The organism is Pseudomonas sp. SbOxS1, from assembly GCF_013416725.1.
GTDB lineage: Bacteria > Pseudomonadota > Gammaproteobacteria > Pseudomonadales > Pseudomonadaceae > Aquipseudomonas.
Genome location: NZ_JAAVXC010000008.1, coordinates 107657 through 124645 on the forward strand (window position 1 = coordinate 107657; position 16989 = coordinate 124645).

General features: G+C 61.7%; 13 protein-coding genes and 1 pseudogene. 5 read left to right on the top strand and 9 right to left on the bottom strand.

From position 1 onward, the window contains the following. Window positions 1-13: 13 nt before the first annotated feature. Window positions 14-1054, bottom strand: coding sequence for a LacI family DNA-binding transcriptional regulator (locus tag HFK74_RS12655; RefSeq protein ID WP_180203804.1), 1041 nt, complete (start codon window positions 1052-1054; stop codon window positions 14-16). Window positions 1055-1261: 207 nt separating this feature from the next. Here HFK74_RS12655 and HFK74_RS12660 point away from each other — a divergent pair, with 207 nt between their 5' ends. From HFK74_RS12660 to mgrA, 3 genes are read left to right on the top strand one after another with little or no spacing between them, the layout of a single operon-like run. Then, complete coding sequence (locus HFK74_RS12660; protein WP_180204144.1) at window positions 1262-3508, top strand: TonB-dependent receptor; 2247 nt, start codon at window positions 1262-1264, stop codon at window positions 3506-3508. Between the two features lie 2 nt (window positions 3509-3510). Then, window positions 3511-4854, top strand: a complete 1344-nt coding sequence (locus HFK74_RS12665; protein WP_180203805.1) for an LLM class flavin-dependent oxidoreductase — start codon at window positions 3511-3513, stop codon at window positions 4852-4854. Between the two features lie 20 nt (window positions 4855-4874). Then, window positions 4875-5912: an L-glyceraldehyde 3-phosphate reductase gene (gene mgrA, locus HFK74_RS12670; protein WP_180203806.1), complete on the top strand. Its 1038-nt coding sequence runs from the start codon at window positions 4875-4877 to the stop codon at window positions 5910-5912. Between the two features lie 129 nt (window positions 5913-6041). Here the strand turns inward: mgrA and tauD are convergent, their stop codons facing one another. The 8 genes and pseudogenes from tauD to HFK74_RS12705 all read right to left on the bottom strand — a co-directional run bounded on the left by tauD (window position 6042) and on the right by HFK74_RS12705 (window position 14379). After that, window positions 6042-6884, bottom strand: a complete 843-nt coding sequence (tauD, locus tag HFK74_RS12675) for a taurine dioxygenase (RefSeq protein ID WP_180203807.1) — start codon at window positions 6882-6884, stop codon at window positions 6042-6044. Window positions 6885-7029: 145 nt separating this feature from the next. Further along, window positions 7030-7863 carry a taurine ABC transporter permease TauC gene (gene tauC / locus HFK74_RS12680; RefSeq protein WP_180203808.1) on the bottom strand — a complete coding sequence of 278 codons (834 nt, stop codon included), beginning with the start codon at window positions 7861-7863 and terminating at the stop codon, window positions 7030-7032. After that, window positions 7860-8654: a taurine ABC transporter ATP-binding subunit gene (gene tauB, locus HFK74_RS12685; protein WP_180203809.1), complete on the bottom strand. Its 795-nt coding sequence runs from the start codon at window positions 8652-8654 to the stop codon at window positions 7860-7862. Before tauB ends, tauC begins: the two co-directional genes overlap by 4 nt. A 16-nt stretch (window positions 8655-8670) precedes the next feature. Further along, complete coding sequence (gene tauA / locus HFK74_RS12690) at window positions 8671-9648, bottom strand: taurine ABC transporter substrate-binding protein (RefSeq protein WP_180203810.1); 978 nt, start codon at window positions 9646-9648, stop codon at window positions 8671-8673. A gap of 166 nt (window positions 9649-9814) precedes the next feature. Continuing rightward, the gene (gshA, locus tag HFK74_RS12695; RefSeq protein ID WP_180203811.1) at window positions 9815-11398 is read right to left on the bottom strand and encodes a glutamate--cysteine ligase; all 1584 of its coding nucleotides are present in this window, start codon (window positions 11396-11398) and stop codon (window positions 9815-9817) included. A 125-nt stretch (window positions 11399-11523) separates the two neighbouring features. Beyond that, window positions 11524-11637, bottom strand: a pseudogene (locus HFK74_RS33475) (metal ABC transporter ATP-binding protein); the annotation flags it as partial. Between the two features lie 34 nt (window positions 11638-11671). Further along, complete coding sequence (locus tag HFK74_RS12700) at window positions 11672-12055, bottom strand: PaaI family thioesterase (RefSeq protein ID WP_180203812.1); 384 nt, start codon at window positions 12053-12055, stop codon at window positions 11672-11674. Further along, complete coding sequence (locus HFK74_RS12705) at window positions 12055-14379, bottom strand: Tex family protein (protein WP_180203813.1); 2325 nt, start codon at window positions 14377-14379, stop codon at window positions 12055-12057. Before HFK74_RS12705 ends, HFK74_RS12700 begins: the two co-directional genes overlap by 1 nt. 361 nt (window positions 14380-14740) lie before the next feature. Between HFK74_RS12705 and ompR the strand changes: the two genes are divergently transcribed. Continuing rightward, the gene (gene ompR, locus HFK74_RS12710) at window positions 14741-15481 is read left to right on the top strand and encodes a two-component system response regulator OmpR (protein ID WP_020795794.1); all 741 of its coding nucleotides are present in this window, start codon (window positions 14741-14743) and stop codon (window positions 15479-15481) included. Window positions 15482-15597: 116 nt separating this feature from the next. Then, on the top strand, window positions 15598-16911 hold the full coding sequence (locus HFK74_RS12715; protein ID WP_180203814.1) for an ATP-binding protein: 1314 nt from the start codon (window positions 15598-15600) through the stop codon (window positions 16909-16911). The last annotated feature ends 78 nt before the right edge of the window (window positions 16912-16989 follow it).

A 16989-nucleotide genomic window follows, 5' to 3' on the forward strand; every position in this document is an offset into this window, starting at 1 on the left:
GGATGCCTGTCGCTCAAGCACTCTCGCGCTCGATCACCCGACACGCCAGCAGATTCAAGCGCTTGACCTCATCCTCCACCGGCAGCACGCCCAGACTCTCCAGCACCCGGGTTGCCGCAAGTACGCCGATCTCCAGCGCCGGTGGCTTGATGGTGCTCAAGCTTGGCAGGAGCATTTCGGCGAAGGGGTAATCTCCGAAGCCGAGTACCGCGCAGTCCTGGGGGATGTTCAGGCCGGCGCGTTGCCCGGCCAGCAAGCCGCCGGCGGCGAGGTTGTCGTTGGCGAAGATGATGGCGTCGGGTCGTGGTGAGGCGTTCATCAAAGCCTGCATGGCTTGCTTGCCGGCTTCGAACGGGGCGTGATCGGCATTCGGGGCGAACACCCAGGGCTCAAGCCCAAACTCACGCACGGTGGCCGCATAGCCGTCACGTCGTTCCAGCGCACTGAAGTCTCCCGGTGCGCTGTTCTGTACGAATGCAATGCGCCGATAACCCTTGCCATGCAGGTAACGCGCGGCTGTCACGCCCACCTCGAAATGCGAAAAACCGATTTGCAGCGGCTCGCGCTCGGGTTGGTAGTCCCAGGTTTCGATCACTGGAATATCCGCTTCGGCGATCAGCTTTTCGGTGCCGGCACTATGGAAGTGGCTGGTCAGCACCAACGCTGCCGGCGACCAGCCAAGAAACGCCCGCACCGCGCTTTCTTCCTGTGTGGCGTCGAAGTAACTCGATGCCAATAGTAGCTGGTAACCGTGGCGGCTGAGGGTGTCGCTGAAGCCCTGGATGGTGTTGGCGAAGATCGGCCCGGAGATGTTCGGGATCACCATGCCGACGATCTTGCCGCGGGCCGACGCTAGCCCCCCGGCCACCAGGTTGGGTACGTAACCCAGCGCCGCGACCACGGAGGCGATGCGCTCGCGGCGTTCCGGTGACACCTGGTCTGGCTGATTGAAGTAGCGCGACACCGTAATCGCCGAAACACCCGCCTGGCGAGCCACGGCGTCCAGGGTGACGCGGCCGGCGCCACGGCGTTTGCGGGGCTTGTCTTCACTCAACGGACGATCCCTCTTAAAAAACAAAAAGGCATATAAAAGTAATTTTTCAGTATTGGACGCTCTATGTGGCCGCCGCCAATACTGATGATGTTAGCGCTAACAAGGCGTTCTGTCTGCTACTCGCTCGAGCGAATGCCCAAGACAACTTCACTCGCACTGTCGTCGCAGAACGGCAGCGGTTCAGGGCAATTTTCGAGCGGGCAGACCATGCACTTCACCTCTGGGGAATCACAAAAACTGGCGCAATCGATTCGCGCCGCCACACCACGTCGCACGCACCTTGGCTGGCTGTTCGCCGGATTGGCGGCGCTGCCCGTGCCGGGTGCTTTCGCCGCCGACAACGCCGAACAGGAGCCCACCCTCAAGTCCGTGACGGTCACCGCCACTCGCCGCGAAGAGTCGCTGCAGAAAATCCCGGTGGCGGTAACCGTGCTCGATGGCGAGCAACTGGAGCGCGACAACCGCACCAGCGTGTCTAGCATCGTCCAGCAAGTGCCATCGCTGAATTTCCGTACCGGCGCGTCGAACAAGGACACTTCGCTGTTCGTTCGCGGCGTCGGGACCATTTCCACCTCGCCGGGCGTCGAGCCGACCGTGGCCACGGTGATCGACGGCGTGGTCTATGCCCGTCCGGGCCAGTCGACCCTGGACCTGCTGGATCTGGAGCGCGTCGAAGTGCTGCGCGGGCCGCAGGGCACTCTGTTCGGCAAGAACGCCTCGGCCGGCGTGCTCAACATCACCAGCCGCGCCCCGACCGCCGAAACCCAAGGCTACATCGATCAGTCGTACTACAGCGGCAACGAAAGCCGTACCCGCTTCGGCCTCGGCGGCAGCCTGGTTCCGGGTACGCTCATAGGCTCGATCACCACGCTGTTCGGCACCTACGACGGCAACGTCGATAACCGCTACAACGGCCAGGAGGTCAACGGTTACAACCACAAGGGCGCGCGCGGCAAACTGCAATTCACCCCGAATGAAGACCTCACCTTTACGCTGATTGCCGACTACATGCAGTCCCACGACGATGCGCCCAATGGCGTGGTCAGCAAATCCCTGACGCCTGCGTTCGCCAATGCCTTGAGCCCGGTGCGGGCGTCCAGTGACAACCGCGACATCAACACCCAAACCCGCACCCACGTCGAAGACATCAACAAAGGCCTGTCTGGCCAACTCGACTGGCAGCTGGGCGATTTCACCCTGACTTCGATCACCGCCTGGCGTGGTTGGGACAACACCCAGTATCAGGACGGAGACCGCTTGAGCACGGTAACCGCGGCGTTCCCCGGCACCGCCGACAAGGGCGACCTGGCCTTCGACCAATACTCGCAAGAGCTGCGCCTGGCTTCACCGACAGGCGAATTCCTCGAATACGTGGGTGGTCTGTTCTACATGCACGGCAAGGACGACGAGACTTATCAGCGCACCTTGACCACGCCCACCAGCGTCAACCGTGGGGTCGCCGATTACAGCACCAGCAGCGACAGCTACGCGGTGTTCGGTGAAAGTACCCTCAATTTCACCCCGGATTTTCGCGGCATCGCCGGCCTGCGCTACACCCACGATGAACTGGAATACAATCACCGCCGGGTATCGACGTCGGCCACCGCCGTCAGCGGCATTCAGCCAGGCACCAGCAGCTCCGGTTCGGTGGATGAAGATGGCTGGTCCGGACGTCTTGGCGTGCAGTACGACTTGAGTGATGCCGTCACCACGTACCTGACCTACTCGCGTGGCTACAAAGGCCCGGCCTACAACGTGTTCTTCAACATGCAGCCACGGGACACCGAGGCGCTCAAGCCGGAAACCTCCAACACCTGGGAAGTCGGTATCAAGGCCACGAGCTGGAACAATCGCCTGACCACCAACGTCGCGGTGTTCCACAGTGATTACGACAACTACCAGGCGAACTTCTTCGATACCGTGGCAGGGCAAGTGGTGACCCGCCTGATCAACGCCGGCAGTGTCAGCACCGAAGGCGTCGAACTCGATTACGCCTTGCAGGCCACCCAACAACTGAAGTTCTCCGGCGCCCTGGCCTACACCCGCGCACGCATCGACGAATTCGCCTGCCCGGCAGGTGCGGCAGCGTCGTGCAACGTCAACGGCAAGCCACTGCCGTTCAGCCCGGACTGGAAAAGCTATGTGCGTGCCGACTACAGCATCCCCCTGGATAACGGCCTGGATATTGAGCTGGGCACCGACTTCAGCTGGCAGAGCGAAGTGCAATACGACATCAGCCAGAACGTCGACACCAAGCAGGGCGCCTACGGCATCTGGAACGCCAGCGTCGCCCTGGCCGACTACAACAATGGCTGGCGCGTGGCCCTGCTGGGCAAGAATCTCGCGGACAAGTCCTACTCACCGCTGCTGGCCAGTGGCGGCAACTACATCTACCGCGCCGTGCCACGGGACGACGAGCGCTACTTCGGCGTGCAACTGCGCAAGGATTTCTGACCATGACCCGACAGCTCAAGCTTGGCGCTTTCCTGATGGCGACCGGACACCACGTCGCCGCCTGGCGCCATCCGCAAGTGCCGGCCGATGCCGGCCTGGACTTCGCCCACTACAAGCGCCTGGCGCAGATCGCCGAAGCGGCGAAATTCGATGCCTTGTTCATCGCCGACAGCGTGGCGGCAGCGACTGGGGCCATCGCCAGTCGCATGGCCCGTTCCGACCATTTTGAACCGCTGACGCTGCTCTCGGCGTTGAGCGTGGTGACCGAGCATATCGGGCTGATTGCCACGGCCACCACCAGCTACAACGAGCCGTACCATGTCGCGCGCAAGTTCGCTTCCCTGGATCATCTCTCAGGAGGACGCGCGGGGTGGAATCTGGTGACGTCCGACAATTCCGCCGAAGCGCTGAACTTTGGCCGCACCGAGCATCTTGGGCATGCCGAGCGCTACAGCCGGGCGCGAGAGTTTCATCAGGTGGTCACCGGGCTTTGGGACAGTTGGGAAGACGACGCCTTTATCCGAGACAAGGCCAGTGGTGCGTACTACCAGCCGGAAAAAGTCCACACGCTGGATCATCTCGGCGAACACTTCCGGGTCAAAGGCCCGCTGAACGTAGCGCGTTCCCCTCAGGGCCAACCGGTGATCGTGCAGGCCGGTTCTTCCGAGGCCGGTCGTGAGCTGGCGGCGCAGACGGCCGAAGTGGTGTTTACCGCGCAGACGTCGCTGACCAGTGCCCAGGCGTTTTATCGCGACCTGAAAGGGCGTTTGAGTCGATACGGTCGCAGCGACGACTCGCTGAAGATCATGCCCGGTGTTTTCGTGGTCGTCGGGCAAACTGAAAGCGAAGCCCGGGAAAAATATGAAACGTTTCAGCAATTAGTCGAACCGGAGGTTGGCGTGGCCTTGCTTGGGCGTATGCTGGGCAACTTCGATTTGTCGAAGTACCCGCTGGACGGGCCGTTGCCCGACTTGCCGCTGACTGAAAGCGGACAGCAAAGCCGACAAAAGTTGCTGACGGAGCTGGCGGGCCAGGAGCACCTCAGCCTCGCCGAACTGGGGCGCAGGATTGCTGGCGGTCGCGGGCATTACAGCCTGGTGGGAACGCCGGTGCAGATTGCCGATCGCCTGCAGGAGTGGTTCGAGCAGGGCGCGGCGGATGGCTTCAATGTGCTGGTGCCGCACTTGCCCGACGGTCTGGAGGATTTTGCCCGCGGCGTTGTACCGGAGCTGCAACGGCGCGGATTGTTCAGAGCCGAATACGAAGGTCGCACGCTGCGTCAGAACCTTGGACTGGCGAGGCCTTCCAACAGATTTGCGACAAAACCGGTTGAAGATTTCAGATAAAACAGACAAGAGAGGATTCGATGACTTACACCGCTGCCGAAAACCGCTACGACTACATCCCTTACCGCCGCGTGGGCCGCAGCGGGTTGGTGCTGCCGGCGCTGTCCCTGGGCCTGTGGCACAACTTCGGCGACAGCACGCCGATCGACACCCAGCGTGCGCTGTTGCGCACGGCGTTCGACCTGGGCATCAACCATTTCGACCTGGCCAACAACTACGGCCCGCCGTATGGCAGTGCTGAAACCAACTTCGGGCGTTTGCTGCGTGAGGACTTCAAGCAGTACCGCGACGAGTTGATCATTTCCAGCAAGGCCGGTTGGGACATGTGGCCCGGTCCTTACGGTCAGGGCGGCGGATCACGCAAGTATGTGCTCGCCAGCCTTGACCAGAGCCTGCAGCGCCTGGGCCTCGACTATGTGGACATCTTCTATTCCCACCGTTTCGACCCGGACACCCCGCTGGAAGAAACCGCCAGCGCGCTGGCCAGCGCCGTACAACAGGGCAAGGCGTTGTATATCGGTATCTCGTCTTATTCCGGGGTGAAAACCCGCGAAATAGCGGCGTTGCTCAAAGAGTGGAAAGTCCCGTTGTTGATTCACCAACCGGCCTACAACCTGCTCAATCGCTGGGTGGAAAAGGACCTGCTGGACACCACCGACGAGCTCGGCACCGGCGTGATTGCCTTTACGCCGCTGGCTCAGGGGCTGCTGACGGACAAATACCTCAACGGCGTGCCGGCCGATGCGCGAGTCAACCGTCCGGGCGGTGGTTCGCTGCAGGCCGCGCATTTGTCCGAGAGCAACATTGCCCAGGTGCGCGCGCTCAATGAGATCGCCAAGCGTCGCGGTCAGAGCCTGGCACAACTGGCGCTGGCCTGGACCCTGCGCGACCCTCGGGTGACCTCTGCGCTGATTGGCGCGAGCCGGCCGGAGCAGATCATCGAGAACGTCGGGGCGTTGAAGAATTTGAGCTTCAGTGCAGAAGAGTTGGCGGAGATTGACCGGTTTGCCCAGGAGGGGGGGATCAATCTTTGGGAGAAGCCTTCGACGGCTGAGTAAGCATTCAGGCTTGATCGTTCCCACGCTCTGCGTGGGAATGCCTCAACGGACGCTCCGCGTTCGGCTCTCGATGGGACGCGGAGCGTCCCGGGCTGCATTCCCACGCAGAGCGTGGGAACGATCAGTGTGTTACTTGAAAAACGGCACATCCCCCAACACCGTCGCCCGCTGCATCACCCGCCGCGCCGGGCGGTAATCATCCACCGCGTAATGCTGGGTCACGCGGTTGTCCCAGAACGCGATGTCGTCTTTCTGCCAGCGCCAGCGAATGGTGAATTCCGGCCGGGTCGTATGGGCGAACAGGAACTTCAGGATCGCCTCGCTCTCGGTTTCCGACAACTCGTTGATCTTCGAGGTGAAGCCCTCGTTGACGAACAGTGAGCGTCGTCCGCTCACCGGGTGTGTGCGGATCACCGGGTGTGACAGCGGCGGATTCTTGCGCCGTGTCTCTTCCCATTGGGTCAACGCTTCAGGCGTGTTGCCATAGCGCTCCAGCGGGAACGAACGGGTGAAGTCGTGGGTGGCGGTCAACCCTTCGAGCAGGCTTTTCAAGGGCGCCGACAACGCTTCATAGGCTGCGATGCCGCTGGCCCACAGGGTATCGCCACCAAACTCCGGCAGCAGCTTGGCACTGAGCACCGCGCCCATGGCCGGGGTCGGCAGGAAGGTCACGTCGGTGTGCCAGATCGCGTTGTCACGCACGTCGGTGACGGCGGTGTCGAGGATCAGGACCTCCGGTTGTTCCGGCACGTTGGGGTAGATCGGGTGGATGTGCAGGTCGCCGAAATTGGCGGCGAATCGCGCCTGCTGTTGCGGGGTGATCGGCTGGTCTCGGAAGAACAGCACCTGGTGCTTGAGCAGCGCCTGCTCGATGGCGTCGCGTTGTTCCAGGTTCAGCGGCTGGCTGACGTCGACGCCGCTGATCTGTGCGCCGAGGGCTGAACTCAAAGGGACGATGGTCAGATTACTCATGGTCTTTCTCTTCAATTCGGGGCGCCGATTTGTCGGCGTAGTCAGTCTGTAGGAGCCGAGCTTGCTCGCGATGGCGATAGGTCAGGCAGATTTGCTCTGACAGATACACCGCAATCGCGAGCAAGCTCAGCTCCTACATTGATTCTTAGTGAGCCTGGCCGTGCCATGGCACCAGTTTGCGTTGCAGGGCACGCAGGCCCATCTCCATGGCGAAGGCAATCAGCGCAATCACCAGAATCCCCAGCACCACCACGTCGGTGACCAGGAACTGCGCAGCCGACTGCACCATGAAACCCAGGCCGCTGGTGGCGGCAATCAATTCGGCAGCCACCAGCGTCGACCAACCCACGCCCAGGCCAATGCGCACACCGGTCAAGATGTCCGGCAAGGCGCTCGGCAGAATCACGTGGCGGATCAGTTGTGCGCGGGTCGCGCCCAGTGACTGCGCGGCGCGCAATTTGGCCGGGTCGACGGTTCGCACACCAGTGGCGGTGGCGATGGCTATCGGGGCGAAAATGGCCAGGTAGATCAACAGCACTTTCGACAACTCGCCGATACCGCACCAGATCACGATCAGCGGCAGGTAAGCCAGCGGTGGAATAGGGCGGTAGAACTCGATCAACGGATCCAGCACGCCTCGGGCAATACGGTTGGCACCGATGGCAATGCCAACCGGCACGGCGGTCAGCACCGCGAAGCCTAGGCCCAGGCCAATGCGGCTGAGGCTCGCGCCCAAGTGCTGCCACAAGGTCGAATCCATGTAGCCACTGGTGACCAGCAGCCAGCCTTTTTGCAGCACGGCGGACGGTGGCGGCAGGAACAGCGGTTCGATCAAGCCAGTGGCCGTGACGGCCCACCAAATGGCTATCAGCGCGATCAATGTCAGCACACTGATCCAGCGAGTGCTCAAACTGCGGCGCAGTGGAATGACCGTAGAACCTGGTTTAACCGCCGCGGCGGGAACTTCGTAGCTACTCATGCGCGCTCCTGCCGCTGGGCGGCGCTGCGTTGGGAGAACACTTTGGCGAGCACGTGTTCGCGGGTTTCGATAAAGCGCGGATCGGACTTGATCGACCGTGCCGATTCACCGGCGGCATAACGCTGGCCGAAATCCAGGTGCAGACGCTCGACGATCTGCCCAGGATTGGGTGCCAGCAGAATCAGATCCGTGGCGAGAAACACCGCTTCTTCAATGTCGTGGGTAATCAGGAAGACTGGTTTGGCGGTGCGCCGCCAGACTTGCAGCAGCAGCTCTTGCATCTGTTCGCGGGTGAAGGCGTCGAGGGCCCCGAAGGGTTCGTCCATCAGCAATACACGCGGATCGGCAGCGAGCGCGCGGGCCAGGCCGACACGCTGTTTCTGGCCGCCCGAGAGTTGCCAGATCCGGCGGCTTTCAAAGCCGGCAAGGTCCACCAGTGCAAGCATTTCCCTTGCGCGGATTTCGCGTTTGTTCCGAGCAACGCCGGCCAGTTCCAGGCCAAAGCCGACGTTAGCCAACACGTCCTGCCAGGGCAGCAGGGCGTCGTCCTGGAACACCACGCCGCGCTCGGCGCTCGGGCCTTTGACCGGCACGCCGTCGAGGGTAATGCGCCCGGCGCTGGGCTCGACAAAACCTGCAATCAGGTTCAACAGCGAGGTCTTGCCACTGCCGGACGGGCCGAGGGCAACCAGCAACTGCTGGGGCCCGAGGGTCAGGGAAATATCCGCCAGTACCGGTTCCGGGCTGCCGGGATACTGTGCGCTGATGCGCTCCAGCTGTAGCAAAGCCATCGCCATTAACTCCCTATCAATCCGTGATGAACTTGGCGCTGACGTATGGCGCGTAGTCCGGCAGTACAGCATCAACCTTGCCTTGCTCCTTGAGGAACACGGCGGTGTCGGTGATGGCCTTGGTGGTCGGTGCGCCCAGCGTGATCACTTGATCGGCTGCCAGCGGGTAGACGTTGCCCTGCAGCAGCAGCGGAATGTCGCTGACCTTGGCGCCGGACAGTTTTACCAGCTTGTCGACGTTGCCTTGATTGGCGAGCCAGGCTTGTGGGTCTTTGCGGTAATCGGCGTAGGCATCCAGGGTCACTTTGGCGAACGCGGTGACGATTTCCGGGTGCTTCTCGGCAAAATCCTTGCGCACGATCCAGGCATCGAAGGTCGGCGCACCGAACTTGGCCAGTTCGCCGGAGGTGATCAGCACTTTGCCGTTTTCCTTGGCTACACCGAGTGCCGGGTCCCAGACGTAGGTGGCGTCGATGTCACCGCGTTTCCAGGCGGCAATGATCGCTGGCGGCGCCAGGTTCAGCACAGTGACTTTCGAAGGGTCGATGTTCCAGTGCTTCAGCGCGGCCAGCAGGCTGTAGTGGCCGGTGGAAACGAAAGGTACGGCGATTTTCTTGCCGATCAGGTCTTGCGGGGTCTTGATCCCGGAACCGTCGCGGGCCACCAGGGCTTCCGCGGCGCCAATCTGGGTCGCGATCAGGAAGGTTTCCACCGGCACCTTGCGGGTGATCGCCGCTGTCAGCGGGCTGGAACCGAGGTAGCCGATCTGCACGTCACCCGAGGCGATGGCGGCGATGATGTCGGCACCGTTATCGAATTTGCGCCAGTTGATGTCGGCCTTGGTGGCTTTTTCATACGCGCCGTCGGCCTGGGCGACTTTCGCCGGGTCTACGGTGGTCTGGTAAGCGACAGTCACGTCGGCTGCCTGGGCAAGAAAGCTCGCCGCCGCCAGGGAGGCGGCCGCCAGCAAACGAAGGGGGAAATTCAGTTTCATCGAGAAGCTCCTTGTCAGGCGACCGAGAGTCGGCGTGAAAGGAGACTAAATGATATAAGAATGCGAAAATAAATAACTTTTTCGAATTAGCTTATGAGCGGAAAATTCTAAGCTCGCACACAGATCGTTCCCACGCAGAGCGTGGGAACGATCAGTGCGCTGGAGGTTAGTTGCTGATCGCCAGAATGCTCGCCTGGTACGCCCCGACAAACACATCGAAATCACCAACTTCGTTCTGCTCAAGCTCAGCCTGTTGGGCCAGCGACGAACGCGCGAGCTCTTCAAACCTGGCCTGTTGCTCCGCCGGCAATGGCTCGCTGCGGAAAAACTCCGCGTGTACCCGGCTCTGACGCAGGGAGAATTGAGCAAAGCTTTCCTTGTGCTCGGCCATTGCCGCCAGTACCTGGGCCGATGGCGTCAGGGCAGGGTTCTGGACCTTGGCCATCTGCGCGTCCAGCGCTTTGCTATGGGCATCGCCGCCATGGCTCTGATCAAGCAGCGCGGCCAGTGGGGCAATGTGCTCCAGCAATTGGCCAGCCCACTCTTTCAGGTCGACCGGGTGCCCGTCGCGTTGCAATTGCAGGCCTGGGCGACGCCCTTCCTTGACCACGCTGAGGAAGTTGGAGGTTGCATTGGTGCAGCTGGTGTTGGTCAGCAACGGGCTGTCGTTCAGCGCGCAGTACAGGAGGAAGGCGTCGAGGAAGCGCGATTCGGTGAGGTCGATGCCCATCGGCAGGAACGGGTTGATGTCCAGGCAGCGCACTTCGACGTACTGGATGCCGCGCGCCATCAACGCCTGGATCGGCCGCTCGCCGGTGTAGGTCACGCGTTTCGGGCGGATGTTGGAGTAGTACTCGTTTTCGATCTGCAGGATGTTGGTATTGAGCTGGACCCACTCACCGTCCTGGTGGGTGCCGACTTCGACATACGGCGCATAGGGTGTCGCCACCGCTTTGCGCAGGCTATCGGTGTAGCTGTTCAGGTCGTTGTAGCACGGCGTCAGGCCGGCCTGGGCGTTGCTCTGGTAACCCAGGTCGCTCATGCGCAGGCTGGTGGCGTACGGCAAATAGAGGGTGTCCGGGTCCAGCTGTTCCAACTGGTGCGAACGACCGCGCAGGAAGCCGGCGTCCAGCGCCGGCGATGCGCCGAACAGGTACATCAATAGCCAGCTGTAGCGGCGGAAGTTACGGATCAGCGCGATATAGGCCGATGACTGATAGTCACGGTCGGTGCCGGTAAAGCCTTCGGCCTGCTTGAGCAGTGGCCAGAGTTTTTCCGGCAGGGAAAAATTGTAGTGAATGCCGGCGATGCACTGCATGGTCTTGCCGTAGCGCAGCGCCAGGCCCTTGCGATAAACGTACTTGAGCTGACCGATGTTGGACGTGCCGTAGTAGGCGATCGGGATGTCTTCCTCGGCCGGCAACGGGCATGGCATCGAAGGGCTCCACAGGTACTCGGTGCCGAGTTTGCTGTAGGCGAAACGGTGAATGCTGTCCAGGCTCGCCAGCGTATCCGCCGGGTCGGGCAGGGCCGGGGTGATGAACTCCAGCAGCGACTCGGAATAGTCGGTGGTGATCTGTTCGTTGGTCAGCGCGGAACCCAATTCTTCCGGGTGCGGCGTTTGCGCCAGGCGACCTTCATCGGTCACGCGCAGGCATTCACGTTCGATGCCGTGAAGGCACTGTTCGAGCAGAGAGAGGTTAGCGCGCTCGCCGAGCAGGGCCAGGCGGCGGTTGAGAAGTTCGCTCAAGTTGGATTCCTTCACGCGTCAGTCGCCCCAATATGGGGGTGGGCAAGACGGTCTACAAGGGTGAAGTTAAAACTGGCGTTTTCGCCTGGTTTTGGAGCCGTGCACGTACTGATCGTCGCAATCCCCTGTGGGAGCGAGCTTGCTCGCGAAGAGGGAGTCTCAGTCGACATTGAAGTCGCCTGATACACCGCCTTCGCGAGCAGGCTCGCTCCCACAGGAAACTCCGGCGCTGCGGTCACAGCGCCGAAATTACCTCAAATCGATGACATCTAGCTACAGGACAGCGAACGTGCCTTGTGCTTTTGCGACCAGTTTGTCGCCTTGCATCACGTCGGCCTCGACCACCAGCGTGCGGCGGCCCGGGTGGATCACCCGCGCCGTGCACATCACCTCGCCGCCTTCGACGGCGCGGATGTAGTTGATCTTGCACTCGATGGTCGCGCTCTGCTGGTCAAAGCCGTGGGTGCTGGAACAGGCCAGCCCCATGGCAATGTCCACCAGGCTGAACAAGGCCCCGCCGTGCAGCTTGTTGGCGCGATTGCGCAGTTGCGGCTCAAGCGCCAGGGCGACTTGCGCCACCCCGGTTTCCAGGCTGTGCAGACGGCAGCCCAGCAGCTTGAAAAACGCGCTTTCGGTCAGCCCGGCCGGGATGTCCATCAGCGTTTCTTCAACTGCTTGGCGTTGGCGAACAGTGACGCCATGGCGTTATTGCTCGGCGCCGCCGCCGTGGTTTCCTTGCGCGGTGCGGTGTTCTGGGATTGGCGTGGCGCCGAACCCGGACGCGCACCACGGGCACCGTCGATTTTCTCGCCCGGGGTGTCGCTCATGCGCATCGACAGGCCCACGCGTTTACGCGGGATGTCGACTTCCATGACCTTCACTTTCACCACGTCGCCGGCCTTGACCGCTTCGCGAGGATCCTTGATGAACTTCTCCGAAAGTGCGGAGATGTGCACCAAACCGTCCTGATGCACGCCGATATCGACGAACGCACCAAAGTTGGTCACGTTGGTCACCACGCCTTCGAGGATCATGCCCAATTCCAGGTCCTTGAGGTCTTCGACGCCTTCCTGGAACTCGGCGGTCTTGAACTCGGGGCGCGGGTCGCGGCCGGGTTTTTCCAGCTCTTGCAAGATATCGGTGACTGTTGGCAGGCCGAAGGTTTCGTCGGTGTATTTTTTCGGGTCCAGACGCTTGAGGAACGCGGCATCGCCGATCAGTGAGCGGATGTCACGGTCGGTCTCGGCGGCAATTCGCTGTACCAGCGGATAGGCTTCCGGGTGCACCGCCGACGAATCCAGCGGGTTTTCACCGTTCATGACGCGCAGGAAACCGGCGGCCTGTTCGAAGGTTTTTTCGCCAAGACGTGCGACTTTCTTCAGCGCAGCGCGAGTCTTGAACGCGCCGTGTTCGTCGCGGTGGCTGACGATATTCTGCGCCAGGGTCGCGTTGAGGCCGGAGATCCGCGCCAACAGCGCCACGGAGGCAGTGTTGACGTCGACGCCCACGGCGTTCACGCAGTCTTCGACCACAGCGTCCAGGCCGCGCGCCAGTTTCAGCTGCGACACGTCGTGCTGGTACTGGCCGACACCGATGGATTTCGGATCGATCTTCACCAGCTCGGCCAATGGGTCCTGCAGGCGACGGGCAATGGACACCGCGCCACGGATCGACACATCCAGGTCCGGGAACTCCTTGGAAGCCAGTTCCGACGCCGAATAAACCGATGCACCGGCCTCGGAAACCATGACCTTGGTCATCTTCATGGCTGGGTATTTTTTGATCAGTTCGGCAGCCAGCTTGTCGGTTTCACGGCTGGCGGTGCCGTTGCCGATGGCGATCAGGTCCACCGAATGCTTGGCGCACAGGGCCGCGAGAATCGCGATGGTCTGGTCCCACTTGTTGTGCGGCACGTGCGGGTAAACCGTGGCGTGATCGAGCAGCTTGCCGGTGGAGTCGACCACCGCAACCTTGCACCCGGTGCGCAGGCCCGGGTCGAGGCCCAGGGTCGCGCGCGGGCCGGCCGGGGCCGACAGCAGCAGGTCGTGCAGGTTGTGGGCGAACACGTTGATCGCCTCGGTTTCCGCGCCGTCGCGCAGCTCGCCCAGCAGGTCGGTTTCCAGGTGGGTGTAGAGCTTGACCTTCCAGGTCCAGCGCACCACTTCGCCCAGCCATTTATCGGCGGCGCGGTTCTGGTTCTGGATGCCGAACTGCTGGCCGATCATGCCCTCGCACGGGTGCATGGTGCCCGGCAGTTCATCGCCGACCTTCAGCGCGGAGCTGAGAATGCCTTCGTTGCGGCCACGGAAAATCGCCAGCGCGCGGTGCGACGGCATGCTCTTGAGCGGTTCGTCGTGTTCGAAGTAGTCGCGGAACTTGGCGCCTTCCTCTTCCTTGCCGGCAATCACGCGGGCACTGAGGGTGGCTTCCTGCTTCAGGTAATTGCGCAGCTTGTCCAGGAGGCCGGCGTCTTCGGCGAAGCGCTCCATCAGAATGTACTTGGCGCCTTCGAGGGCGGCCTTCACATCGGCCACGCCTTTTTCGGCGTCGATGAAGCGGGCGGCTTCGGTTTCCGGGCTCAGGGTCGGGTCGTTGAACAGACCGTCAGCCAACTCGCCGAGGCCGGCTTCCAGGGCGATCTGGCCCTTGGTGCGGCGCTTCTGCTTGTACGGCAGGTACAAGTCTTCGAGGCGGGTCTTGGTGTCGGCGAGCTTGATGTCGCGTTCCAACTGCGGGGTCAGCTTGCCTTGCTCTGTAATGCTGGCAAGGATGCTGATGCGCCGTTCGTCGAGTTCACGCAGGTAGCGCAGACGCTCTTCCAGGTGACGCAGTTGAGTGTCATCGAGGCTGCCGGTCACTTCTTTCCGGTAACGGGCGATGAAGGGAACGGTAGAACCTTCATCGAGTAGCGCGACGGCCGCTTCGACCTGTTGTGGGCGTACACCGAGTTCCTCGGCGATGCGGCTGTTGATGCTGTCCATAAAACCACCTGACAAATTGTGAAAGCAGGCTCGCAGGCGCAACGATGAGGCCTTGGCGAGTCTGGTTGAGCGGCCTGGCCTGCGCCGCTACCTGGATCAAAGGTATCCCGTTGACCCGTGAAATCGAACAATTACTGCCGGCGCCATGAAAATAAAAAGCGGCCAACCGGTGTAACGATCAGACGTTGCCTGACACAAAAGGCCGCGCATTATAACCAGCGTTGCGCGCTTCGGGGGGCATCGCAGGTTGTAGGCATAATCCCCGGATTCCTGGCGGTGAAGGAAAAATCTGCTAACAATGCACACGGTACGTATATCGGCAGCTACGCCATAATGCGTGCCGAGATCAAAGGAGCATCCAATGAGCAGCACTGCAAACATTGCTGAAGGCGAGAAAATTCTTATTGTTGACGACGATCCGGGCCTCAGCAGCCTGCTGGAGCGTTTTTTCGTCAGCAAGGGCTACCGTGCCCGCGCCGTACCGAACACTGAACAAATGGACCGCCTGCTGGCGCGTGAAGTGTTCAACCTGGTCGTTCTCGACCTGATGCTGCCTGGCGAAGACGGCCTGACCGCCTGTCGCCGCCTGCGTGGCGCAAACAACCAGATTCCAATCATCATGCTGACGGCCAAGGGCGACGAGCTGAGCCGGATCAAGGGCCTTGAACTGGGCGCCGACGATTACCTGGCCAAGCCGTTCAACCCGGACGAACTGATGGCCCGCGTAAAAGCCGTGCTGCGTCGTCAGTCGGCTCCAGTGCCTGGCGCACCTGGCAGCGAAGACGAAAGCGTGACCTTCGGTGACTACGAGTTGTCCCTGGCCACCCGCGAACTCAAGCGTGGCGAAGAAGTGCACATGCTCACCACCGGCGAGTTCGCGGTGCTCAAGGCGTTGGTGATGAACGCCCGTCAGCCACTGACCCGGGACAAACTGATGAACCTGGCCCGTGGTCGTGAGTGGGATGCCCTGGAGCGCTCCATCGACGTGCAGATTTCCCGTCTGCGCCGGATGATCGAACCCGATCCGTCCAAGCCGCGTTACATCCAGACTGTCTGGGGTGTGGGCTACGTATTTGTTCCGGATGGCGCCGCCACCAAGTGATCGGCGATTTGTAGGCGCGGGTTTGTGCGGGTAAAGGGCCAGATGGCCTTGCCCGCAGACTCGCGGCCGGCAATGTGCGAGCATCGCTCGCTCCTGCACGTGTTTAACGGTTACCCATGAAAACCCCGGTTTGGTTCCCCCAGAGTTTCTTCTCCCGCACCCTTTGGCTGGTGCTGATCGTTGTCCTGTTTTCCAAGGCGCTGACCCTGGTTTATCTGCTGATGAACGAAGACGTGCTGGTGGACCGCCAGTACAGCCACGGCGTCGCCCTGACGCTGCGCGCCTACTGGGCTGCCGATGAAAACAATCGCGAAAAGATCGCCGAGGCGGCAACCCTGATCCGGGTAGTGGGCACCGGTGTGCCTGAGGGCGAACAACACTGGCCCTACAGCGAGATCTATCAGCGGCAGATGCAAGCCGAGCTGGGGGCCGATACCGAGGTGCGCTTGCGCATGCACTCGCCACCGGCGTTGTGGGTCCGGGCGCCCAGCCTGGGCGACGGATGGCTGAAAGTGCCACTGTATCCGCACCCGTTGCGTGGCCAGAAAATCTGGAATGTGCTCGGCTGGTTTCTCGCCATCGGCCTGCTGTCCACTGCCTCGGCGTGGATCTTCGTCAGCCAGCTCAACCAGCCCCTCAAGCGCCTGGTTTATGCCGCACGACAACTCGGCCAGGGCCGCAGCGTGCGCTTGCCGATCAGTGATACGCCCAGCGAAATGACCGAGGTTTATCGCGCCTTCAACCAGATGGCCGAAGACGTCGAGCAGGCCGGCCGCGAACGCGAACTGATGCTGGCCGGGGTTTCCCATGACCTGCGCACGCCGCTGACGCGGTTGCGCCTGTCGCTGGAGCTGATGGGCGACCATAACGACCTGACGGACGCCATGGTGCGCGATATCGAGGACATGGACGCCATTCTCGATCAGTTCCTGGCGTTCATTCGCGATGGGCGTGACGAGTCGGTGGAGGAGGTGGACCTGAGCGATCTCGTCCGTGAAGTCGCCGCGCCGTACAACCAGAACGAAGAAAAGGTGCGCTTGCGTCTTGAACCGATTCAACCCTTCCCGTTGCGTCGGGTGTCGATGAAACGGCTGTTGAACAATCTGATTGGCAACGCGTTGAATCACGCGGGGAGCGGGGTTGAAGTGGCGGCGTATGTGTCGGGGGATACCAGTGCGCCTTATGTCGTCCTGAGTGTCATGGACCGTGGCGCCGGGATTGATCCATCGGAGCTGGAAGCGATTTTCAACCCGTTCACCCGGGGCGACCGCGCTCGGGGCGGTAAGGGCACGGGGCTGGGTTTGGCGATCGTGAAGCGAATTGCGTCGATGCATGGTGGCAATGTTGAATTGCGCAACCGTACTGGCGGCGGCCTGGAGGCGCGGGTGCGCTTGCCGTTGGGGTTGATGCTGCCGCGGGATGCTGTGTAGGAATTGGCAGCTTCGCTGGGGCGGATGGCCCCTTCGCGGGCAAGCCCGCTCCCACAGTGTTTTTGTGCTGGACAGGTT